We start from the raw sequence: 20,635 nt of genomic DNA, 5'->3' as shown, positions 1-20,635 counted from the left end.
TAGGGATGTTTCCGAAACTCGCCGGCGAAGTCGAGGCAGTATCATGACCGATCAGTCAACTCGCATCCTGCTCAACTGCGACATGGGGGAAAGCTACGGCGCCTGGCGCATGGGCGACGACGTCCACGCCATGCCGCTGATCGACCAGGCCAACCTGGCCTGCGGCTTCCACGCCGGCGACCCGCTGACCCTCCAGCGCACCGTGCGCCTGGCGGTGGAGCAGGGCGTGAGCATAGGCGCGCATCCGTCCTACCCCGACCTGGCCGGTTTTGGCCGCCGCCATCTGAGCTGTTCGCCGGAAGAGGTGCAGGCCCTGGTGCTGTACCAGGTGGGCGCGCTGGACGCCTTCTGCCGCGCCGCCGGCACCCGCGTCGACTACGTGAAGCCCCACGGCGCGCTGTACAACGACCTGGTGCGCGACGACGCCCTGCTGGCGGCGGTGCTCGATGCCTGCGCGGCCTACCGCAAGGGCCTGCCGCTGATGGTCCTGGCCCTGGCCGACAACCGCCGCGAACTGGCCCTGGCCGATGCTGCCGACGTGCCGCTGATGTTCGAGGCCTTCGCCGACCGCGCCTACCTGCCCGACGGCCAGCTGGCCCCGCGGCGCCTGGTCGGCGCGGTGCACCACGAGCCGCAGCGTATCCTCGACCAGGCCCTGGCCATCGCCCGTGGCGAGCCCTTCCCGGACATCGACGGCAACCCGCTGCGGCTGCGCGCCGACAGCCTCTGCGTGCACGGCGACAACCCCGAATCCCTGGCGGTGCTGCGGCGCCTGCGTGGCCTGCTGGACGCCGCATGATCCGCGTCGAGCCCTTCGGCGCCGAAGCCCTGCTGCTGACCCTGGCCGAACGCCCGGACGCGTACCTGCCGCTACGCATCGCCGCCCTGGCCGAACGCCTGCGCTCGGCCTTGGGCGAGGTGCTGACCGACCTGGTGCCGGGCTGGACCACGCTGCTGCTGCACTACGACCTGCGCCGCACCGACCCCCTCGACCTGCAGCGCCGCCTGGCGCCGTTGCTGGCGGACTGGCCCGGCCCCGAGCCGAGCGACGCCGCCGGGCGCCTGCATGAAATCCGCGTGTGGTACGCCGGCGAGGACCTCGACGAGGTGGCCCGGCGCTGCGGGTTGCGGAGGGACCAGGTGATCGAGCTGCACAGCGCCCGCGAGTACCGCGTCGGCGCCATCGGTTTCGCCCCGGGCTTCGCCTACCTCGGCGAGCTGGACGAGCGCCTGGCCCTGCCGCGCCGGGCCAACCCGCGCACCCGCGTGGCGGCCGGCAGCCTGGCCATCGCCGAGCGGCAGACCGCGGTCTATCCACAGGCCTCGCCGGGCGGCTGGCACCTGCTGGGACTCACCGCGCAGCGCCTATTCGACCCACACCAGGAGCCGCCGTGCCCGCTGGCGGTGGGCGACCGGGTGCGTTTCCTGCCCATCGACGAGGCTGCCTTCCGCCGCGCCGGAGGCTGCCCATGAGCGGCCTGCGGGTATTCAAGGCCGGCCCGCTGATCCTGCTGCAGGATGCCGGCCGCCACGGCTGGCAGCATCTCGGTGTTTCCACCGGCGGGCCTGTGGATATCCATGCCGCGGCCTGGGCCAACCATCTGCTGGACAACGCCTGGGGCACGCCGCTACTGGAGGTAGCCCTCGGCGGCCTGCGCCTGCGGGCCGAAGCGGATTGCTGGCTGGCGCTGTGCGGTGCGCAAGTGCCGATCCGCGTGGACGGCGAAGCGCGCCCTGGCTGGTCGCGCTTCGCCCTACGCGCCGGGCAGGAACTGGAACTGGGCTTCGCCGCCAGCGGCCAGCGCGCTTACCTGGCGGTGGCGGGCGGCTTCCGCGTCGAACCCGTGCTGGGCAGCGTCGCCGCCCAGCGCCGCGAGGGCCTGGGCGGCCTGCACGGCGACGGCCGGGCGCTGGAGGAGGGCGACCTGCTGCCTTGCACGGCTAGCGGCGAAGCCTTCGAACGCGGCGCCAGCGTGCCCAGGCCCTACGTGCCGGACTACCGCGAGACGCCGGTGCTGCGCGTGCTGCCCGGCGGTGACGCCTTCGAGCCGGAGCAGCGGGCCGCCTTCTTTGAGCGCACCTGGCAACTCAGCCCGCAATCCGACCGCATGGGCGCGCGCCTGCACGGCGAGCCGATCCGCGCACCCCGCCGGCAATGGTCGCTGGGCGTGGTCCGTGGCGCCATCCAGGTGCCGCCGGATGGCCAGCCCATCGTCCTGCAGGCCGACCACCAGAGCATGGGCGGCTACCCGCTGCTCGGCTTCGTCCACCCCCTGGACCTGGGCCGCCTGGCGCAGTGCCCGGCCCACGCCGAGGTGCGCTTCGCCGAGGCGGAGTTGGAGGCGGCGCAGGATGAACTGCGGCGCTTCTACCGTTTCTTCCGCGGCTAGCGGGGCAGGTGCTGCAGGGGCAGCGGCGCCGATTCCTTGAGGGTGCTGATGGCGAAGTTGCTGCGGATGTCGCTCACCCCCGGCAGCTTCAGCAGGGTGCCGGTGAGGAAGTGCTCGTAGGCGCGCAGGTCCGGCACCACCACCTGCAGCAGGAAGTCCGCCTCGCCGGAGACCAGGTGCACCGAGATCACCTCGGGCAGGTCGACCACCGCGCGGCGGAAGGCTTCGGCCTGTTCCTCGTGGTGGCGCTCCACCTTGATCCCGACGAACACCGTCAGGCCCAGGCCGACCTGGTCGCGGTCCAGGTCGGCGCCGTAGCGGCGGATCACCCCGGCCTCTTCCAGCAGGCGCACGCGGCGCAGGCAGGGGGAGGGCGACAGGCCGATGGCCTCGGCCAGTTGCACGTTGCTCAGGCGGCCGTCGCGCTGCAGGGCGGCGAGGATGCGGTGGTCGTAGGCGTCCAGTTTGTGGTTTGGCATATCTGACCAGCTTTCAGGATTTGGATTGGCAGATCATGCCAAAACTACCCAGACTGGCAAGCCGAATAAGCAAGCACCTGCCCTGGCCTTCGGGCATAGAATCCTTGACCGGAGTCCCTTGCTGCGGAGTGCGAACCATGGATTTCGGTGTCTTCCTGCTGGCCCTGGCGATGGTCTACTTGCTGCCCGGGCCGGACATGCTCCTGCTGCTGCACACCGGCGCCAGCCGCGGCGGCCGCACGGCCCTGGTCACCGCCCTGGGCCTGGCCACGGCGCGGGGCTGCCATGTGGTATTGGCTGGTGCCGGGCTGGCGCTGTTGTTCCGCAGCGTGCCCTGGACCTTCGATGTGGTGCGTTTGGCTGGCGCGGCCTACCTGGCGTGGCTGGGGCTGCGCATGTTGCTGGCGCGGCCGTCGTTGGCGGGCATCGAGCCTGTGGCCGAGGTTCAGGCGCGGAGTTGGCGGCGGGCCTTTGGCAATGGGTTGCTGACCAATCTGCTCAATCCCAAGGCGTTGTTGTTCTGTTCGGTGCTGTTGCCGCAGTTCGTGCGGCCGGATGCGGGGCCGTTGGCGTTGCAGTTCGGCGTGCTGGGGGCGGTGTTGGTGGGGGTGGGGTTGGTGTTCGATAGTTTCTATGCGTTGAGCGGGGCTCGGTTGGGGCGTTGGCTGGAGCGGCATGCCTTGGCGCAGCGGGTGCAGCAGTGGGCTTTTGCTTCGTTGCTGATCGGGTTTGGGGCGCGGTTGGCGTTGTTGAGGGCGGTGTAGGAGTGTGGGGGAATTGTGGAGTACAGGGATGCTCCGTTGCCCTCACCCCAGCCCTCTCCCAGAGGGAGAGGGGGCCGTTCGGAGTGCGCTGATAATTCGGCGTTAGCCGGACGCTGTGCTATCCGGCTGAAACCTTACCTCCAGCCGGCACGGACAAGCTCCCTCTCCCTTCAGGGAGAGGGTTGGGGAGAGGGAACGGGACCCAGCACGAGCACCACCGTCCCCGGCTACCCCAGAAACTGCTCCGCATGATGGCAAGCCACCTGCCGCTCATCCAGCAGCCGCAGTTCCGGCACTTCCACCCTGCAGCGCTCCGTCGCATAGGGGCAGCGCTTGTGGAAGGCGCAGCCGCTGGGCGGGTTGAGCGGGTTGGGCAGTTCGCCCTGGATCTTGATCTTCGGTTTGCCCGGGTCCGGGTGGATCGCCGGGGTGGCCGAGAGCAGGGCGCGGGTGTAGGGGTGCAGCGGGCGTTCGTAGAGCTTGTCCGCCGGGCCCATTTCCGCCGGGCGGCCGAGGTACATCACCAGCACGTCGTCGGCCACGTGGCGCACCACCGCCAGGTTGTGGGAGATGAACACGTAGGCGGTGCCGAACTCCTGCTGCAGGTCCATGAACAGGTTGAGCACCTGGGCCTGGATGGACACGTCCAGCGCCGAGGTCGGTTCGTCGGCCACCAGCACCTTGGGCTGCAGCATCATGGCGCGGGCCAGGGCGATGCGCTGGCGCTGGCCGCCGGAGAACATGTGCGGGTAGCGCTGGTAGTGCTCCGGGCGCAGGCCCACCTGCTGCATCATCGCCTGCACCCGCTCGCGGCGTTCGCTGCGCGACAGGCTGGTGTTGATCAGCAGCGGCTCGCCGAGCTGGTCGCCGATCTTCTGCCGCGGGTTGAGCGAGGCGTAGGGGTTCTGGAACACCATCTGCACGTCGCGGCGCAGTTGCTTGCGCTGCTCGTGGCTGGCGCCCTTCACTTCCTGGCCGGCGATGCGCAGGGAGCCGGAGGTGGGCTCCTCGATCAGCGTCAGGGCGCGGGCCAGGGTGGACTTGCCGCAGCCGGACTCGCCGACCACCGCCAGGGTCTTGCCGGCCTGCAGTTCGAAGGACACGCCGTTGAGGGCGCGGACCAGGGCGTGGGGCTTGAACAGACCCTGGGCGATGTCGTAGTGGCGGGTCAGGTCGCGGGCGGTCAGTACGGCTTCCATCAGACCACCTCCTTGAGGTTCAGCGGGTAGTAGCAGCGCACCGCGCCGCGGACGTGGGGTTCCAGGGCCGGGCGGATGGCGCGGCAGTCGTCCTGCACATAGGGGCAGCGCGGCGACAGCAGGCAGCCCTGTGGCCGGTCGTAGCGCCCGGGGACGATGCCGGGCAGGGTGGCCAGGCGTTCTTCGCCTGCGCTGTGCTCGGGAATCGCCTTGAGCAGCGCCTCGGTGTAGGGGTGGGTGGGCAGGTCGAACAGCGCCGGCACCTGGCCGATCTCCACCGCCTGGCCGGCATACATCACGCAGACGCGCTGGGCGGTCTCGGCGACCACGGCGAGGTCGTGGGTGATCAGGATCAGCGCCATGCCCTGGTCGCGCTGCAGGTTCAGTAGCAACTCCATGATCTGTGCCTGGATGGTCACGTCCAGGGCCGTGGTGGGTTCGTCGGCGATCAGCAGCTTGGGCTCGCCGGCGATGGCCATGGCGATGGCCACGCGCTGGCTCATGCCGCCGGAGAGCTGGTGCGGGTAGGCGTCCAGGCGCTGGGCGGCGCCGGGGATTTCCACCTTCTCCAGCAGTTCCAGGGCGCGCTGGCGCGCGGCCTTGCCGCGCAGGCCCAGGTGCAGGCGCAGCACTTCCTCGATCTGGAAGCCCACGGTGTAGCTGGGGTTGAGCGCGGTCATCGGGTCCTGGAAGACCATGGCGATGTCCTTGCCGACGATGCGCCGGCGCTCGCGGCCCTTGAGCTTGAGCATGTCGCTGCCGTCGAAGCGCAGGGTGTCGGCGGTGATGCGCCCGGGGGCGTCGATCAGGCCCATCAGCGCCATCATGGTCACCGACTTGCCGGAGCCGGACTCGCCGACGATGGCCAGCACCTCGCCCTTGTCGACATTCAGGTCGAGGCCGTCGACCACGGGCACGGCGTCGGCGCCGCCGAAGCGCACCGAGAGGTTGCGGATTTCCAGGAGGCTCATACGGCGGTCTCCATCAGGCGCTGCACGGGAACATTCATCGTTGCGGGGGCGGGCATGCGGGGCGCGTAGGATGGGTTGAGTGCAACGAAACCCATCGGCTTGACGCTGGAATGATGGGTATCGCTTCGCTCCACCCATCCTACGAGGAGCATGAAGTTCTTCATCTGCATGCTCCTTACGCCGCGCTCTTGAGTTTCGGATCCAGCGCGTCGCGCAGGCCGTCGCCCACCAGGTTGATGGCCAGCACGCTGAGCAGGATGGCCAGGCCGGGCAGGCTCACCACCCACCAGGCGCGCTCGATGTAGTCGCGCGCCGAGGCCAGCATGGTGCCCCACTCCGGGGTCGGCGGTTGCACGCCGAGGCCGAGGAAGCCCAGGGCGGCGGCGTCGAGGATGGCCGAGGAGAAGCTCAGGGTGGCCTGGACGATCAGCGGCGCCATGCAGTTGGGCAGCACGGTGACGAACATCAGCCGCCAGAGGCCGGCGCCGGCCAGGCGCGAGGCGGTGACGTAGTCGCGGTTGACCTCGCCGAGCACCGCCGCGCGGGTCAGGCGCACGTAGGAGGGCAGCGAGACCACGGCGATGGCGATCACGGTGTTGAACAGCCCCGGGCCGAGTACCGCGACGATGGCCACCGCCAGCAGCAGCGAGGGCAGCGCCAGCATGATGTCCATCAGGCGCATGATCACCGGGCCCAGGCGGTTCGGCGAGAAGCCGGCGACCAGGCCCAGCACCAGCCCCGGCAGCAGCGAGATGACCACCGAGCTCAAGGCGATCAGCAGCGACAGGCGGGCGCCGAAGATCAGCCGCGAGAGCATGTCGCGGCCCACTTCGTCGGTGCCCAGCAGGAACTGCCCGGTGCCGCCTTCCAGCCACACCGGCGGGGTGAGCAGGAAGTCGCGGAACTGCTCGCTGGGGTCGTACGGCGCCACCCAGGGCGCGAACAGCGCGCAGAAGACGATCAGCACCATGAAGGCCAGGCCGCCCACTGCACCCTTGTTGTGCGCGAAGGCTTGCCAGAACTCTTTCAGGGGCGAGGGGTAGACCAGGCTCGGGTCGCCGGCGGGAGCGTTCTGCATGGAATTCATCGCGGGCTCCTCAGCGTTGGTGGCGGATGCGCGGGTTGACCAGGCCGTAGAGGATGTCCACGGTGAAGTTGACCAGGATCACCAGGGTGGCGACCAGCAGGATGCCGTTCTGCACCACCGGGTAGTCGCGGCGGCTGATGGCGTCGATCAGCCACTTGCCGATGCCCGGCCAGGAGAAGATGGTCTCGGTCAGCACGGCGCCGGCCAGCAGCGCGCCGACCTGCAGGCCGAACACGGTGAGCACCGGGATCATGGCGTTGCGCAGGGCGTGCACGAACACCACCCGGGCCGGCGACAGGCCCTTGGCGCGGGCGGTGCGCACGTAGTCCTCGCGCAGCACCTCGAGCATGGCCGAGCGGGTCATGCGGGCGATCACCGCCAGCGGGATGGTGCCCAGCACGATGGCCGGCAGGATGAGGTGGTGCAGGGCGTCGAGGAAGGCGCCCTCCTCATCGGAGAGCAGGGTGTCGATGAGCATGAAGCCGGTCTTCGGCTCGATGTCGTAGAGCAGGTCCAGGCGCCCGGACACCGGCGTCCAGCCGAGGGTCACGGAGAACAGCATGATGAGGATCAGGCCCCACCAGAAGATCGGCATCGAGTAGCCGGCCAGGGAGATGGTCATCACCCCGTGGTCGAAGATCGAGCCGCGCTTGAGCGCCGCGATGACCCCGGCCAGCAAGCCGAAGGTGCCGGCGAAGAGCATGGCGGCGATGGCCAGTTCCAGGGTCGCCGGGAACAGCGTGAGGAACTCGTGCCAGACGCTGTCGCGGGTCACCAGGGATTCGCCGAGGTTGCCCTGGGCGAGGTTGCCGATGTAGTCCAGGTACTGCTGGTACAGCGGCTTGTCCAGGCCCAGGCGGTGCATGGCCTCGGCGTGCATCTGCGGGTCGACGCGGCGCTCGCCCATCATCACCTCGACCGGGTCGCCGGGGATCATGCGGATCAGCGCGAAGGTCAGCAGCGTGACGCCGAAGAAGGTCGGAATGAGCAGGCCGAAACGGCGTGCGATGAAACTCAGCATGGTGGGGGCGGACTCCTCATCACGCGGCTGCCCGCGGGGATAACGCGGGCGCCCGTTTTTATTGTCACTTCACCCGGGTTTCGGCGAAGTTGTTATTGCTCAGCGGGCTGATGGTGTAGCCCTCGATATTGCTGCGGCGCACATTGAACAGCTTAGGATGCGCCAGGGGAATCCAGGGGGCCTGTTCGTGGAATATCTTTGTCGCCTTTTCATAAAGTTCCTGCCGTTTCGACCGCTCGTCGGTGCGCCGGGCCTGCTGGATCAGTGATTCGAAGGCCGCGTCGCACCAGCGCGCCTGGTTTTCCCCGGACCTGGCCGCCGCGCAGCTCAGGTTGGGGCTGAGGAAGTTGTCCGGGTCGCCGTTGTCGCCGGCCCAGCCGAGCAGCGAGAGGTCGTGCTCGCCGGCCTTGGAGCGCTTGAGCAGTTCGCCCCATTCCAGCGAGCGGATCTGCAGCGCGATGCCGACCTTGGCCAGGTCCGCCTGCATCATCTGTGCCGCCAGCGCCGGGTTGGGGATGGTCGGCGAGCTGCCGTTGCGGATGAACAGCGTCAGCTTCAGGCCCTCGTCCACCCCGGCTTCCTTGAGCAGGGCCCGGGCGCGCCCGGGGTCGTGCGGCCAGTCCTGCAGTTGCCGGTTATAGCCGAGCAGCGTCGCCGGGTAGGGGTTGATCGCCGGGGTCGCCGCGCCGGGGCCGAACACCGCCTCCAGCAGCGCCGGCTTGTCGATGGCCAGGTTGATGGCCTGGCGCACTCGCGCATCGTCCAGCGGCTTGTGCTGGGTGTTGAGGGCCACGTAGGTGGTCAGCAGGGCGTCGGTGCTGTCCACCGCCAGGTGCGCTTCCTTCTGCAGCTGCGGCACGTCGGCCGGTTTCGGGTAGAGCGCCACCTGGCATTCGCCGCGGCGCAGCTTCTGCATACGCACGTTGGGGTCGAGGGTGATGGCGAACACCAGGTTGTCGATGGCCGGCTTGCCGCCGAAGTAGTCCGGGTTGGCCTTGTAGCGCACCTGGGCGTCGCGGGCGTAGCGGCTGAAGACGAAGGGGCCGGTGCCGATGGGCTGGGTGTTGAGCTGCTCCTGCTTGCCGGCCTTGAGCAACTGGTCGGCGTATTCGGCCGAGTAGATGGAGGCGAAGCCCATGGCCATGTCGGCGAGGAAGGGCGCTTCCGGGTGGTTGAGGGTGAAGCGCACGGTCAGGTCGTCGAGCTTGTCCACCGACTTGATCAGCTCGCCCATGCCCATGGCCTCGAAGTAGGCGTAGCCGCGCGGCGCCGAGGCGTGCCAGGGGTGTTGCGGGTCCAGCGCGCGGCGGAAGCTCCAGAGCACGTCGTCGGCATTCAGCGTGCGGCTGGGCTTGAAGTACTCGGTGCTGTGGAACTTCACCCCCGGGCGCAGGTGGAAGGTGTAGGCCAGCCCGTCGGGGCTGACCTCCCAACTCTGCGCCAGGGCCGGCACTACCTCGGTGGTGCCCGGGCGGAACGCCACCAGGCGGCTGAACACCGTCTCGGCGGCGGCGTCGGCGGTGACCGCGCCGGTGTACTGGACGATGTCGAAGCCCTCGGGGCTGGCCTCGGTACACACCACCAGGTTCTGCGCCAGCGCGGGGCCGGCGCCGAGCGCCAGGAGCAGGGGCAGGTAGCGCGGGATCATGGGGGTTCTCCTACAGCAGGTCGAAGGGGAAGGTGCTGACCAGGCGGACCTCGTCGACGCTGCCGTCGACCTGGTTCTGGCTGGCCAGGTGCTTCATGTACATCAGGCGGAACTTGCTGCGCTTGAGCGGGCCGTCCTGGACCACGTAGGTGCCCATCAGGCCCAGTTCGTGGTGCTTCTCGCCGTCCTGGCCGCGGACCTCGGCGTAGTTGCCGTAGGCGCCGTTGCGATCGCCGTCGTAGTGGGTGCCGTCGATGTCCCAGCCCTTGGCGTACCACACCGCGGTGCTCAGGCCGGGCACGCCGTAGGGTGCGAAGTCGGTGCCGTAGCGCAGCTGCACGGATTTTTCGTTGGGACCGTTGTAGTCCGACAGCAGCGAGTTGGCCAGGTAGATGGCCGAGGTCTCGTGCACGTAGTCGAAGTACTCGTTGCCGTCCACCTGCTGCCAGCCGAGCATCAGGCTGTGGGCGCCATGGCTGAGGGTGAAGGCCAGGCTCCAGGTGTCGTTGTCGATGTAGCCGGCCTCGCGGTTGCCGGTGTCGCGGGTGCTGTAGAGGTTGAAGCTGGTGTTCAGGGCCAGGCTCCGGGCGTCGCCCAGGTCGTGGGAGAAGCCGAGGTAGTACTGGTTCCAGACGTCCTCGAAATGCCCGCCGTAGGCGCTCACCGAGAGGTTGTCGGCGACCTTGTAGGTGCCGCCGAGGTAGCTGTAGCGGTCGCCCTTGACCTGGCGCGTGCCGTACTCGGTGGTGAAGTCCTCGTCGCCCGCCCCGGTGCGCGGGCTGGCGCGGGTGAAGCTGCCGGCCTGCAGCGTGAGGCCGGCCAGCTCTTCGCTGAGCAAGCCGACGCCGTTGAAGCTCGACGGCAGGGCGCGGTTGTCGATGCTGTTGAACACCGGCGTCTCGACCTGGAAGCGCCCGGCCTTGAGCTCGGTGTTGGAGACGCGCAGGCGCAGGTTGGCGATGCCCAGCTTCGACCACTCGTCCACCGCCTCGCCGTCGCTGTGGGCCAGGGTGCGGTTGCCGCCGCCGCCGATCACGCCCTTGCCGCGCTCCAGGTTGATGGCGTTGAAGCCGGCCACGTCGAGGCCGAAGCCGACGGTGCCCTGGGTGTAGCCGGAGCTGTACTGGAGGATGGTGCCCTGCACCCAGGCGCGGCGGCTGTGGGTGAATTCCGAGCCGCCTTCCTTGGGAATGCGGAAGCCGAAGCTGTCGTGCATCTGCTCGCGGGAAAAGAAGTTGCGCGTGCTGAGGGTCAGTTTCTGGCCCTCGATGAAGCCGCTGGCGCCGGCCTGGCCCTTGTTCGCATCGTCCTCGGCGGCCTGGGCCTGGCCGAGCAGCCCGGCGCCGATCGCCAGGCCCAGTACAGCGGGTTTGAGGTAGGGACACTGCATGGATTGCTCCTTTTTCTTCTTCGTTGTTGTTCGAGACGGCAAACGCATCCCGCCGCGCCTGCCGGGGCGGGCGCGCGGGGTGTGGGGCAGTGGCGAAACGAAGGGCCGCCCGGTCTGCGCCGGGTCGGCGGGCCGAAAGCCTCGGCTAGGGCTGGTTGCTCACGCCGTAGAAGGTGTTGCGCCCGAAGGGGCTGATGAGGAAGCCCTGCACCGACTTGCGCATGGGCTGGTACACCGTGGAGTGGGCGATGGGGCTGATGGGCAGCTGCTGGGCGAGCAACTGCTGGGCCTGCTGGTAGAGGGCGACGCGCTGGGCGTGGTCGGTGGTGGCCTTGGCCTGCTTGACCAGCTTGTCGTAGGCCGCGTCGCACCACTTGGAGATGTTGTTGCCGTTGACCGCGTCGCAGCCGTAGAGGGTGCCGAGCCAGTTGTCCGGGTCGCCGTTGTCGCCGGTCCAGCCGAACAGGGCGGCGTCGTGCTCGCCGGCGTGGGCGCGCTTGATGTACTCGCCCCACTCGTAGCTGACGATCCTGGCCTTGATGCCGACCTTGGCCCAGTCGGCCTGGATCATCTCGGCCATCAGCTTGGCATTGGGGTTGTACGGGCGCTGCACCGGCATGGCCCAGAGGGTGATCTCGGTGCCTTCGGCGATGCCGGCCTGCTTCAGCAGTTCCCGGGCCTTCGCCGGATCGTAGGCCTGGCCCTTGATGGATTCGTCATAGGACCACTGCGTCGGCGGCATGGCGTTCACCGCCAACTGGCCGGCGCCCTGGTAGATGGCGTCGATGATCGCCTGCTTGTTCACCGCCATGTCCAGCGCCTGGCGAACTTCGACGCGGTCCAGCGGCTTGTGGGTGACGTTGTAGGCGATGTAGCCGAGGTTGAAGCCCGGCTGCGAGGGCATGTTCAGGTTGGCGTCCTGCTTCAGCGAGGCCAGGTCCGCCGGACGCGGGTTGAGGCTGATCTGGCATTCGCCGGCCTTGAGCTTCTGCATGCGCACCGAGGCGTCGGTGTTGATGGCGAAGATCAGGTTGTCCAGGCGCACGTCCTCGGGCTTCCAGTAGTCCTTGTTGCCCTTGAAGCGGATCAGCGCGTCCTTCTGGTAGCGGCTGAGCACGAAGGGTCCGGTGCCGATGGGCTTCTGGTTGATCTCGCTGGCCTTGCCCCGGGCGAGCAACTGGCCGGCGTACTCGGCGGACTGGATGGCCGCGAAGCTCATGGCCAGGTTCTGGATGAAGGCGGCGTCGACCTCGTTGAGGACGAACTTCACGGTGTAGTCGTCGAGCTTCTCCACCCTGGCGATGTTGCGGTCCAGGCCCATGTCGGTGAAGTAGGGGAACTCGGTGGGGTAGGCCTTGCGGAACGGCTGGTCCTTGTCGAGCATGCGCTCGAAGGTGAAGACCACGTCGTCGGCGTTGAATTCGCGGCTGGGCTTGAAGTAGTCGGTGGTGTGGAACTTCACGCCGTGGCGCAGGTGGAAGGTCCAGGCCTTGCCGTCGGCGCTGGTCTCCCAGCTTTCGGCCAGGGCCGGCACGGCCTCGGTGCCGCCGCGCTCGAACTGCACCAGGCGATTGAACAGGGTTTCCGACGTGGCGTCGTAGTCGGTGCCGGTGGTGTACTGGCCCGGGTCGAAGCCGGCCGGGCTGCCTTCGGAGCAGTACACCAGGGTGCTGCCGGCGAAGCTCGCCGAGCTGGCCAGCAACAGGCCGCCAGCGACCAGTGAATGCATGGAGTTACGACGCTTCATACGCATGCCTAACCTCGTTGTTCTTTTTCTGAGGGAACCGGGCGCGGGCCTGATGGACCTGTGCCGGCTCGGGCGCCACCGCTCCCCCGTGGGCGATGGTCGGATGCCGCCGGGGTAGCCGGCGAACGTCGAACGCGAAGTTAAGTCAGGCTAAAATTAAGGTCAACTTAAATTCAGTGCTACTGCAAAAATCAGAAGCGTCCTAATACCTAGGGAATGTCTCAGCTACCCGGATGCTCGCCGAACAGCGGCATGGTGGTGACGGTCTGCACCTCGGCGGTTTCCTCGCCGGCATTGCGCAGGCAGTGGGGCTTGCCGGCGTCGAAGTGCACCGAGTCGCCGGGGCCCAGGGGGTAGCTGCGGCCATCGATGGTGTAGACGATGCTGCCGCTGAGCACGTAGGCGAATTCCGCGCCCTCGTGGGCGATCAGCTCGGACTGGTAGCCGACCGGCATGTTCATCTTCACCGCGTTGAGCTGGTTGCCGGGGAAGGAGCTGGACAGGCGCTCGTAGCCCAGCGGCTGGCCCTCGATGGCATAGCGCACGCGCTCGCCCTGGTGGGTGTCCGGCTGCGCTTGCTGCGGCTGGTCGAACAGTTCGTTGAGCGGCACCCCCAGAGATTTGGCGATGCTGGCCAGGGACGAGATGGAAACCCCGGTGAGGTTGCGTTCGGCCTGGGACAGGAAGCTGGCGGTGAGGCCGGATTCGCTGGCCACCTGGTTGAGGGTCTTCTTCGCGGCGCGCCTATAGCGACGCAGGCGCTCTCCGATTCGATCGACGGTCATTGGCTGGGCTCTTGGAGGATGCCGGCAGTATACCGGCGAAGGAAGGCGGAGGAAGAGGGCCGGAAAGGTTGGCTTGCGAAGAGGGCTTTTGCCGTGATTTTAAGTGGTGCTTAAAATTCGTTTGGCACGGATTTTAAGTAATGCTTAAATTCCGCCGGAGTTTTCAGGATGGGAGTTGGGCGATGACGTTGGGCGTTGGGGGCAGCAGCCCCGAGCAGGCTCTGGCGGGGCTGCGCGACATGAGCGGCGGCGTCGAGCCGATCGGGCTGGACGAATACCGGGCCCGCGTGGCCGGCCTGCAGGCGCGCCTGCGCGAGCAGGGCATGGCCGCGGCGTTCGTCGATGCCGGCAGCTACCTGCGCTATTTCAGCGGGGTGAAATGGAACCCCAGCGAACGCCTGGTCGGCCTGCTGGTGCCCGCCGAGGGCGAGCCGCAGTACCTCGCCCCGGCCTTCGAGGAGGGCACGGTGCGCGACTTCCAGGTGCTGCCCGGGGCGATCCGCACCTGGCAGGAACACCAGAGTCCTTACCGCCTGCTGCTGGACATGCTGGTGGAGCTGGGCGTGCCGGCCAACGCCCGCCTCGGCCTGTGCCCGAGCCTGCCGTTCGGCATGGTCGAGCGCCTGCGCGAGGTTGCCGGCGCCCTGCGCCTGGTGGATGCGAGCGCCGCCGTCGACCATGGGCGGCAGCGCAAGTCGGCCGCCGAGCTGGCGCTGATGCAGCGCGCCAAGGACATGACCCTGGAAGTGCACAAGGCCGCCGCCAGCATCCTCCGCGAAGGCATCAGCACCACCGAGGTGGTGCGCTTCATAGAGGCGGCGCACCGCCGCGTCGGCGCGCCAGGTTCGACCTTCTGCATCGTGCTGTTCGGCGAGGACAGCGCCTTCCCCCACGGCGTGCGCGAGCCGCGCCCGCTGCGCGAAGGCGACATGGTGCTGATCGACACCGGCTGCCAGTTGCACGGCTACAACTCGGACATCACCCGCAGCTACGTATTCGGCACGCCCAGCGAGCGCCAGCGCAGCCTGTGGAACCTGGAGAAGGCCGCGCAACTGGCCGCCTTCGCCGCCGCCGTGCCGGGTGCGCCCTGCCAGGCGGTGGACGCCGCCGCGCGGCGTTGCCTGGAAGCCGGCGGCCTGGGCCCGGACTACGCCTTGCCCGGCCTGCCGCACCGCACCGGCCACGGCATCGGCCTCGACATACACGAAGGCCCCTACCTGGTGCGCGGCGACGAAACCCCGCTGGAGGCCGGCATGTGCTTCAGCAACGAACCGATGATCTGCGTGCCCGGCGAGTTCGGCATCCGCCTGGAAGACCACTTCTACATGAACGCCGAAGGCCCGCGCTGGTTCACCCGGCCGAGCCATTCCATCGACGATCCATTCGGTCTGGCGGGGTAAGGCCTACCGCACCGGAGGGCATTGTAGCGGGCCCTGCCCGCGATTCGCGCGCAGGGCGCGCTCCTACAGGGGGATGGCGGCGCAGGATTTCATCCGTGATCGCACCGGGGCGTTCGGCTATCGCGGACAAGGTCCGCTCCTACGGGAGAAATACCGCGCTGCCCGGCAACCTGTAGGAGCAGGCCCTGCCTGCGATTCGCGCGCAGGGCGCGCTCCTACAGGGGGATGGCGCGGGTGGGGCAGCGTAGGAGCGGATCTCATCCGCGAACCGCGCCGGGACGTCCGGCTATCGCGGACAAGGTCCGCTCCTACGTTGCAGGCGAGCACGGCTTTTCGTAGGAGCGAGCACCTCGGTACAGCCTGCAATGTTGCACGGTGGCTAGAGCAACTCGAAGGGAAAGGTACTGACCAGCCGCAGCTCGTCGACGCTGCCGTTGCTCTGTTTCTGGCTGGCGCGGTGGCTGACGTACATGAGGCGGAAGTGGCTGCGTTTGAGCGCCCCGTTCTGCACCACGTAGGCGGCCGACAGGCCCAGTTCGCGGTGCTTCTCGCCGTCCTGCTCGCGGCCCTTCGCGTAGTTGCCGTAGGCGCCGTTGCGGTCGCCGGTGTAGCCCGTGCCGTCGATGTCCCAGCCCTTGACGTACCACACCGAGGTGCTCAGCCCCGGCACGCCGTAGGCCGCCCAGTCGGTGTTGTAGCGCAGCTGCGCGGATTTCTCGTTGGGCCCGTTGTAGTCGGCGAAGGCCACGTTGCTCAGGTGGATGGCCTTGGTCTCGTGCACGTAGTCGAAGTATTCGTCGCCTTCGACCTGCTGCCAGCCGAACATCAGCGAGTGGGCGCCGCGGCTGAGGGTGAAGTCCAGGCTCCAGGTGTCGTTGTCGATGTAGCCGGCGGCGCGGCGGCCGGTGTCGCGGGTGCTGTAGAGGTTGGCGCGGGTCCGCAGGGCGAGCTTCTGCGGGTCGCCCAGGCTGTGGCTCAGGCCCAGGTAGTACTGGTTCCAGACGTCCTCGAAGTGCCCGCCGTAGAGTGTCGCCGACAGGCCGCCGGGGGCCTTGTAGCTGCCGCCGAGGTAGCTGTAGCGGTCGCCCTTGGCCAGGCGGGTGCCGTATTCGGTGGTCAGGTCTTCCTCGCCGGCGCCGGCGCGGGGGCTGGCGCGGGTGAAGCTGCCGGCCTGCAGCGCCAGGCCCGGCAGTTCCTCGCTGAGCAGGGCGAAGCCGTCGAAGCTGGCGGGCAGGACGCGGTTGTCGTGGCTGTTGAACACCGGCGTGTCGACCTGGAAGCGGCCGCCCCTGAGTTCGGTGCTGGAGACGCGCAGGCGCAGGTTGGCGATGCCCAGCTTGGACCATTCGTCCACCGCGTTGCCGTCGCTGTCGGTCAGGGTGCGGTTGCCGCCGCCGCCGGCGATCACGCCCTTGCCGCGCTCCAGGCTGAGGGCGTGGTAGCCGGCCACGTCCAGGCCGAAGCCGACGGTGCCCCGGGTATAGCCGGAGCTGTACTTGAGCAGGGTGCCCTGCACCCAGGTGCGGCGGTTGTGGGTGAACTCCGAACCGTCTTCCTTGGGGATGCGGAAGCCGTTGCTGTCCTGGGCCTGCTCCAGGGCGGCGAAGTTGCGGGTGCGCAGGCTCAGGCTCTGGCCTTCGACGAAGCCCTTGGCGCCGGCCTGGCCGCGGGCCTCGCGGCGGTCGTCCTCGGCGGCCCAGGCCTGGCCGAACAGGCAGGCGCCGAGGGACAGGCCCAGGGCGGTGGGGCGGATGTGCTGCTGGATCATTGGCTGTTGCTCCCTTCTTGTTCTTGTTGGAGGGGCTAGGCCGATGACGCCGTGGGTGCGCTGGCCCCTGTGAGGGGCCGAAGCTAAGTGGGGGCGGGAAGGGCGATCAAGGCGGATTCGGCCGCGCTGCGAAAAACGGAAAATTCCGAATATTCAGGGGATTGCATTCGGGCGACGGGGTACTCGTCGAAGGTAGGCGCGGGGGCGATGGAGGGCGCCTACCTGCCCGGCGCCGCCTCTGGCGGGGCGGCGCCGGGGTGGGTGGCTACAGCAGGTTGAAGGGCAGGGTGGTGATCAGGCGCACGTCGTCGATGCTGCCGTCGGCCTGGTTCTGGCTGGCCCGGTGGCGCCGGTAGGTCAGCTTGATGCTGCTGCTCTTGAGCGGGCCGTCCTGGATCTTGTAGGCGATGGTCATGCCCAGTTCGCGATGCCTTTCGCCATCCTGCTTGCGCACCTCGGCGTAGCTGCCGTGGGCGCCGTTGCGGTCGCCGTCGTAGCGGGTGCCGTCGATGCCCCAGCCCTTGGCGTACCACAGCGTGCTGCTCAGCCCCGGTATGCCGTAGCGGGCCCAGTCGGTGCCGTAGGCCAGCTGGGCGGACTTCTCGTTGGGGCCGTTGTAGTCGGATTGCAGGTAGTTGACCAGGTAGATGGCCGCGGTCTCGTTGACGTAGTCGAAATACTCGTCGCCATCGACCTGCTGCCAGCCCGCCATCAGGCTATGGGCGCCGCGGGCGAGGGTGAAGGCCAGGCTCCAGGTGTCGTTGTCGATGTAGCCGGCCTTGCGGCTGCCGGCATCGCGGGTGCTGTAGCCGTCGAAACGGGTGTGCAGGGCCAGCACGTCGGGGTCGCCGAGGTCGTGGGAGAAGCCCAGGTAGTACTGCCGCCAGATGTCCTCGAACTCGCCGCCGTAGGCGCTGAGGCTGAGGTTGGGCGTCGCGCGGTAGGTCCCGCCGAGGTAGCTGTAGCGGTCGCCCTTGGCCTTGCGGTCGCCGTAGGTGGTGGTGAGTTTCTCGTCGCCGGCCCCGGTGCGCGGGCTGACGCGATCGAAGCTGCCGGCCTGCAGCCTGAGCCCGGTGAGTTCGCTGCTGGTCAGGCCGACGCCGCGGAAGGTGGAGGGCAGGGCGCGGTTGTCGATGGTGGCCAGCACCGGCGTCTGGACCTGGAAGCGGCCGGCGCGCAGTTCGCTGTTGGACATCCGCAGGCGCAGGTTGGCCACGCCCAGCTTGGACCACTCGTCCAGCGGCCGCCCGTCGCTGTCGGTCAGGGTGCGGTTGCTGCCGCCGGCGACCACGCCCTTGCCGCGCTCCAGGTTGAGGGCATGGAAGGCGCCGACGTCGAGGCCGAAGCCGACGGTGCCCCGGGTGTAGCCGGAACTGTACTGCAGGATGCTGCCCTGCACCCAGGTGCGCCGGCTGTGGGTGGGCTCGTAGCCGTCGTCCTTGGGGATCTTGAAGACGAAGCGCCCATGTTTTTGCTCGCGGGAGGCGAAGTTGCGGGTGCTCAGGGTCAGGCTCTGGCCTTCGATGAAGCCCTTGGCGGCGGCCTGCCCCCGCTGCCTGTCGTCCTCTTCGGCCGCCCAGGCCTGGCCGGTGACGCCGGCGAGCAGCGCCAGGCCGATGGCGGTGGGGCGGAAGTGTGGATTGGTCATCTGATTGCTCCTCGTTTCTAGTGCTGTGCGCAACGGCGGGCACCTGGGCGCGCGCCGGGAACGGCCGGTGGCCGGCTGCAAGGCGGAAAGCGAGTGCGGTGGGATGATTGTTGGAAGAGCCTGGCCGGTCGGGCCTGGCTCATGGCTGCCCGCAGCGGATGGGGCGGGCGCAGGGGCGGCAGCGGCGGGTACGCCGTGCCGTGGAAGGCGTGGGGGCCGGGGCTGCCGGACCTTCAGGGGGGAAGCTAAGCCATGCCTGGCGGCCGCGACAATGAAAAAATGCCTGGTGCTTCACTACGCCGCTTCTCGCCGATGCCCGGAATAGAGGCTTCGCAGCGTGTTTGGATACAGTGTCGTAGGAATATTAGCTCCAACCTGTAGGAGCGGGCCCTGCCCGCGATATCGCGCGCAGGGCGCGCTCCTACATTGGAATGGTGTGGGTGGGGCGGCGTAGGAGCGGATCTTATCCGCGAACCGCGCCGGAACCTCCGGCTATCGCGGACAAGGTCCGCTCCTACGGGGGAGGCATGCCGTGTCTCTCGGTAACCTGGAGCGGGCCCTGCCCGCGATATCGCGCGCAGGGCGCGCTCCTACATTGGAATGGTGTGGGGGGGGTGGCGTAGGAGCGGATCTTATCCGCGAACCGCGCCGGAACCTCCGGCTATCGCGGACAAGGTCCGCTACAGGGGCGGGAAATACGGGCTCAGGGCCCGAGTTCGACGTGGGTGAAGTTGTTCGAGCCCAGCGGGCTCAGGGTGAAGCCCTTCACCCTGGGGCTCAGCACCACGAACTGCTTCGGGTAGGCCAGGGCTATCCAGGGCGCTTCGCGCTGGAAGATCGCCAGGGCCTGGCGGTACAGCGCGGCGCGGGTGTCCTGGTCGGTGCTGGCGCGGGCCTGGCGCAGCAGGTCGTCGAACTGGGCGTTGCACCAGCCGGCCATGTTCTCGCCGCTCTGCGCGGCGGCGCAGGACAGGTTGGGGGTGAGGAAGTTGTCCGGGTCGCCGTTGTCGCCCACCCAGCCCATGAACACCAGGTCGTGCTCGCCGTGCTTGGCACGGCGGATCAGTTCGCCCCATTCGTAGACGCGGATGTCGGCGCGGATGCCCAGCTTGCCCAGGTCGTTCTGCAGCATCTGCGCGCCTATGCCGGGGTTGGGGTTGGTCGGGCCGCCGCCGGGGCGGGTCCAGATGCTGAGCTTCTGCCCGGGCTGCACGCCGGCTTCGGCCAGCAGCTGGCGGGCCCGTTCGAGGTCGCGCGGCCAGCCCTTCAGGTCCGCGTCCGAACCCCACAGCGTCGGCGGGTAGGGCGCCACCGCCGGGCTGGCGCCGCCCTCGCCGAACTGCGCCTTGCGGTAGGCGTCGCGGTCGAAGGCGAGGTTGATGGCCTGGCGCACGCGCACGTCGTCCAGAGGCCTGTGCCGGGTGTTGATGGCGACGTAGGCGACCAGCAGGGAGTCCAGCTCCTCCACCTTCAGGCGCGGGTCCCTGCGCAGTTCGGGGATGTCCGTGGGCCGCGGGTACACCGCCACCTGGCAGTCGCCGGCGCGCAGCTTCTGGATGCGCACGCTGGGGTCGGGGGTGATGGCCAGCAGCAGGCGCTCGATCTTCGGCGTGCCGCCCCAGTAGTCGGGGTTGGCGGCGAAGCGCACCTGGGCGTCCTTCTGGTAGCGCTGGAAGACGAAGGGGCCGGTGCCCAGGGGCAGGTTGTTCAGTTGCTCTGGCTTGCCGGCCGCCAGCAGCAGGTCGGCGTATTCGGCCGAGTAGATGGAGGCGAAGCCCATGGCCAGGTCGGCGAGGAAGGGCGCCTCGGGATGGCGCAGGGTGAAGCGCACGGTCAGGTCGTCGACTTTCTCGATGCGCTCGATCAGCCCCGGCAGGCCCATCGACTGGGCATAGGGGAAGCCGCGCGGGGCCAGCCTGTTCCATGGATGCGCCGGGTCGAGCTGGCGCCGGAAGCTCCAGAGCACGTCGTCGGCGTTGAAGGTGCGGGTAGGCGTGAAGTAGTCGGTGCGCTGGAACTTCACGCCCGGGCGCAGGTGGAAGGTGTAGGCCAGACCGTCGGCGCTGATGTCCCAACTCTGCGCCAGCGCGGGGATCACCTTGGTGCTGCCGGGGGCGAACTGCACCAGGCGTTCGTACACCGTCTCCGCCGTGGCGTCGGCGGTGGTGGCGGCGGTGTACTGGGTGATGTCGAAGCCTTCCGGGCTGCCCTCGGTGCACACCACCAGGGGCCGGGCCAGGGTCGGCGCGGCGACGAGCAGCAACGCCAGGGCCGCCCATGTAGGGCGGCCCGGTCGTCTATCGGCAAGCGGCTGTAACCAGCGCAGCATGGCGTGACG

At 68.6% G+C, this 20,635-nt stretch carries 18 protein-coding genes; 5 read left to right on the top strand and 13 right to left on the bottom strand.

Annotated elements, in window-relative coordinates; genetic code table 11:
• Window positions 1-43: 43 nt before the first annotated feature.
• The 3 genes from RN02_RS16070 to RN02_RS16060 are packed head-to-tail and all read left to right on the top strand — an operon-like array spanning window position 44 to window position 2,390.
• On the top strand, window positions 44-799 hold the full coding sequence (locus RN02_RS16070) for a 5-oxoprolinase subunit PxpA (RefSeq protein WP_043315259.1): 756 nt from the start codon (window positions 44-46) through the stop codon (window positions 797-799).
• Complete coding sequence (gene pxpB / locus RN02_RS16065) at window positions 796-1,473, top strand: 5-oxoprolinase subunit PxpB (RefSeq protein WP_043315258.1); 678 nt, start codon at window positions 796-798, stop codon at window positions 1,471-1,473. Before RN02_RS16070 ends, pxpB begins: the two co-directional genes overlap by 4 nt.
• Window positions 1,470-2,390, top strand: a complete 921-nt coding sequence (locus tag RN02_RS16060) for a biotin-dependent carboxyltransferase family protein (protein ID WP_043315257.1) — start codon at window positions 1,470-1,472, stop codon at window positions 2,388-2,390. The genes pxpB and RN02_RS16060 overlap by 4 nt, the downstream gene beginning before the upstream one ends.
• Here RN02_RS16060 and RN02_RS16055 read toward each other — a convergent pair.
• A complete protein-coding gene (locus tag RN02_RS16055; RefSeq protein WP_009617716.1) occupies window positions 2,387-2,869 on the bottom strand; it encodes an Lrp/AsnC family transcriptional regulator in 483 nt (160 codons plus the stop codon). The genes RN02_RS16060 and RN02_RS16055 overlap by 4 nt on opposite strands.
• A 137-nt stretch (window positions 2,870-3,006) precedes the next feature.
• Between RN02_RS16055 and RN02_RS16050 the strand changes: the two genes are divergently transcribed.
• Window positions 3,007-3,633, top strand: coding sequence for a LysE family translocator (locus RN02_RS16050; protein WP_043315255.1), 627 nt, complete (start codon window positions 3,007-3,009; stop codon window positions 3,631-3,633).
• Window positions 3,634-3,860: 227 nt separating this feature from the next.
• On the opposite strand, the gene RN02_RS16045 is transcribed toward RN02_RS16050, so the two are convergent.
• From RN02_RS16045 to RN02_RS16010, 9 genes are all read right to left on the bottom strand, one after another.
• The gene (locus RN02_RS16045) at window positions 3,861-4,832 is read right to left on the bottom strand and encodes a peptide ABC transporter ATP-binding protein (RefSeq protein WP_043315254.1); all 972 of its coding nucleotides are present in this window, start codon (window positions 4,830-4,832) and stop codon (window positions 3,861-3,863) included.
• Window positions 4,832-5,803 carry an ABC transporter ATP-binding protein gene (locus RN02_RS16040; protein WP_043315253.1) on the bottom strand — a complete coding sequence of 324 codons (972 nt, stop codon included), beginning with the start codon at window positions 5,801-5,803 and terminating at the stop codon, window positions 4,832-4,834. The genes RN02_RS16045 and RN02_RS16040 overlap by 1 nt, the downstream gene beginning before the upstream one ends.
• Window positions 5,800-5,967, bottom strand: coding sequence for a hypothetical protein (locus tag RN02_RS33755; protein ID WP_161796249.1), 168 nt, complete (start codon window positions 5,965-5,967; stop codon window positions 5,800-5,802). The genes RN02_RS16040 and RN02_RS33755 overlap by 4 nt, the downstream gene beginning before the upstream one ends.
• Before the next feature lie 11 nt (window positions 5,968-5,978).
• Window positions 5,979-6,890: an ABC transporter permease subunit gene (locus tag RN02_RS16035; RefSeq protein WP_009617722.1), complete on the bottom strand. Its 912-nt coding sequence runs from the start codon at window positions 6,888-6,890 to the stop codon at window positions 5,979-5,981.
• 10 nt (window positions 6,891-6,900) lie between these two features.
• On the bottom strand, window positions 6,901-7,911 hold the full coding sequence (locus RN02_RS16030) for an ABC transporter permease subunit (RefSeq protein WP_043315252.1): 1,011 nt from the start codon (window positions 7,909-7,911) through the stop codon (window positions 6,901-6,903).
• A gap of 64 nt (window positions 7,912-7,975) precedes the next feature.
• Complete coding sequence (locus RN02_RS16025; RefSeq protein ID WP_043315251.1) at window positions 7,976-9,559, bottom strand: ABC transporter substrate-binding protein; 1,584 nt, start codon at window positions 9,557-9,559, stop codon at window positions 7,976-7,978.
• A 10-nt stretch (window positions 9,560-9,569) separates the two neighbouring features.
• Window positions 9,570-10,949, bottom strand: a complete 1,380-nt coding sequence (locus tag RN02_RS16020) for an OprD family porin (RefSeq protein WP_043315250.1) — start codon at window positions 10,947-10,949, stop codon at window positions 9,570-9,572.
• 145 nt (window positions 10,950-11,094) lie between these two features.
• Entirely contained in the window at window positions 11,095-12,678 is a 1,584-nt protein-coding gene (locus tag RN02_RS16015; RefSeq protein ID WP_442965426.1) for an ABC transporter substrate-binding protein, read from the bottom strand.
• Window positions 12,679-12,917: 239 nt separating this feature from the next.
• Window positions 12,918-13,481, bottom strand: a complete 564-nt coding sequence (locus RN02_RS16010; RefSeq protein WP_043315249.1) for a helix-turn-helix domain-containing protein — start codon at window positions 13,479-13,481, stop codon at window positions 12,918-12,920.
• A 182-nt stretch (window positions 13,482-13,663) separates the two neighbouring features.
• Between RN02_RS16010 and RN02_RS16005 the strand changes: the two genes are divergently transcribed.
• A complete protein-coding gene (locus RN02_RS16005) occupies window positions 13,664-14,881 on the top strand; it encodes a M24 family metallopeptidase (protein WP_043315248.1) in 1,218 nt (405 codons plus the stop codon).
• Between the two features lie 379 nt (window positions 14,882-15,260).
• On the opposite strand, the gene RN02_RS16000 is transcribed toward RN02_RS16005, so the two are convergent.
• From RN02_RS16000 to RN02_RS15990, 3 genes are all read right to left on the bottom strand, one after another.
• Window positions 15,261-16,649 carry an OprD family outer membrane porin gene (locus RN02_RS16000; protein WP_043315247.1) on the bottom strand — a complete coding sequence of 463 codons (1,389 nt, stop codon included), beginning with the start codon at window positions 16,647-16,649 and terminating at the stop codon, window positions 15,261-15,263.
• Between the two features lie 265 nt (window positions 16,650-16,914).
• Entirely contained in the window at window positions 16,915-18,297 is a 1,383-nt protein-coding gene (locus tag RN02_RS15995) for an OprD family porin (protein WP_043315246.1), read from the bottom strand.
• Between the two features lie 703 nt (window positions 18,298-19,000).
• Window positions 19,001-20,626, bottom strand: a complete 1,626-nt coding sequence (locus RN02_RS15990) for an ABC transporter substrate-binding protein (RefSeq protein ID WP_052267751.1) — start codon at window positions 20,624-20,626, stop codon at window positions 19,001-19,003.
• Between the last annotated feature and the right edge of the window lie 9 nt (window positions 20,627-20,635).

The sequence above is a fragment of the Pseudomonas sp. PI1 genome (assembly GCF_000812405.1).
GTDB lineage: Bacteria > Pseudomonadota > Gammaproteobacteria > Pseudomonadales > Pseudomonadaceae > Pseudomonas > Pseudomonas citronellolis.
The sequence above is the reverse complement of the archived record's forward strand: the minus strand, read 5'-3'. Positions and strand labels throughout refer to the sequence as shown.

Excerpts from the sequence above, each read along its gene's own strand:
- RN02_RS16070 (WP_043315259.1), top strand. The coding sequence starts at position 44 with ATGACCGATCAGTCAACTCGCATCCTGCTCAACTGCGACATGGGGGAA.
- pxpB (WP_043315258.1), top strand. The coding sequence starts at position 796 with ATGATCCGCGTCGAGCCCTTCGGCGCCGAAGCCCTGCTGCTGACCCTG.
- RN02_RS16060 (WP_043315257.1), top strand. The coding sequence starts at position 1,470 with ATGAGCGGCCTGCGGGTATTCAAGGCCGGCCCGCTGATCCTGCTGCAG.
- RN02_RS16055 (WP_009617716.1), bottom strand. The coding sequence starts at position 2,869 with ATGCCAAACCACAAACTGGACGCCTACGACCACCGCATCCTCGCCGCC.
- RN02_RS16050 (WP_043315255.1), top strand. The coding sequence starts at position 3,007 with ATGGATTTCGGTGTCTTCCTGCTGGCCCTGGCGATGGTCTACTTGCTG.
- RN02_RS16045 (WP_043315254.1), bottom strand. The coding sequence starts at position 4,832 with ATGGAAGCCGTACTGACCGCCCGCGACCTGACCCGCCACTACGACATC.
- RN02_RS16040 (WP_043315253.1), bottom strand. The coding sequence starts at position 5,803 with ATGAGCCTCCTGGAAATCCGCAACCTCTCGGTGCGCTTCGGCGGCGCC.
- RN02_RS33755 (WP_161796249.1), bottom strand. The coding sequence starts at position 5,967 with ATGAAGAACTTCATGCTCCTCGTAGGATGGGTGGAGCGAAGCGATACC.
- RN02_RS16035 (WP_009617722.1), bottom strand. The coding sequence starts at position 6,890 with ATGAATTCCATGCAGAACGCTCCCGCCGGCGACCCGAGCCTGGTCTAC.
- RN02_RS16030 (WP_043315252.1), bottom strand. The coding sequence starts at position 7,911 with ATGCTGAGTTTCATCGCACGCCGTTTCGGCCTGCTCATTCCGACCTTC.
- RN02_RS16025 (WP_043315251.1), bottom strand. The coding sequence starts at position 9,559 with ATGATCCCGCGCTACCTGCCCCTGCTCCTGGCGCTCGGCGCCGGCCCC.
- RN02_RS16020 (WP_043315250.1), bottom strand. The coding sequence starts at position 10,949 with ATGCAGTGTCCCTACCTCAAACCCGCTGTACTGGGCCTGGCGATCGGC.
- RN02_RS16015 (WP_442965426.1), bottom strand. The coding sequence starts at position 12,678 with ATGCATTCACTGGTCGCTGGCGGCCTGTTGCTGGCCAGCTCGGCGAGC.
- RN02_RS16010 (WP_043315249.1), bottom strand. The coding sequence starts at position 13,481 with ATGACCGTCGATCGAATCGGAGAGCGCCTGCGTCGCTATAGGCGCGCC.
- RN02_RS16005 (WP_043315248.1), top strand. The coding sequence starts at position 13,664 with ATGACGTTGGGCGTTGGGGGCAGCAGCCCCGAGCAGGCTCTGGCGGGG.
- RN02_RS16000 (WP_043315247.1), bottom strand. The coding sequence starts at position 16,649 with ATGATCCAGCAGCACATCCGCCCCACCGCCCTGGGCCTGTCCCTCGGC.
- RN02_RS15995 (WP_043315246.1), bottom strand. The coding sequence starts at position 18,297 with ATGACCAATCCACACTTCCGCCCCACCGCCATCGGCCTGGCGCTGCTC.
- RN02_RS15990 (WP_052267751.1), bottom strand. The coding sequence starts at position 20,626 with ATGCTGCGCTGGTTACAGCCGCTTGCCGATAGACGACCGGGCCGCCCT.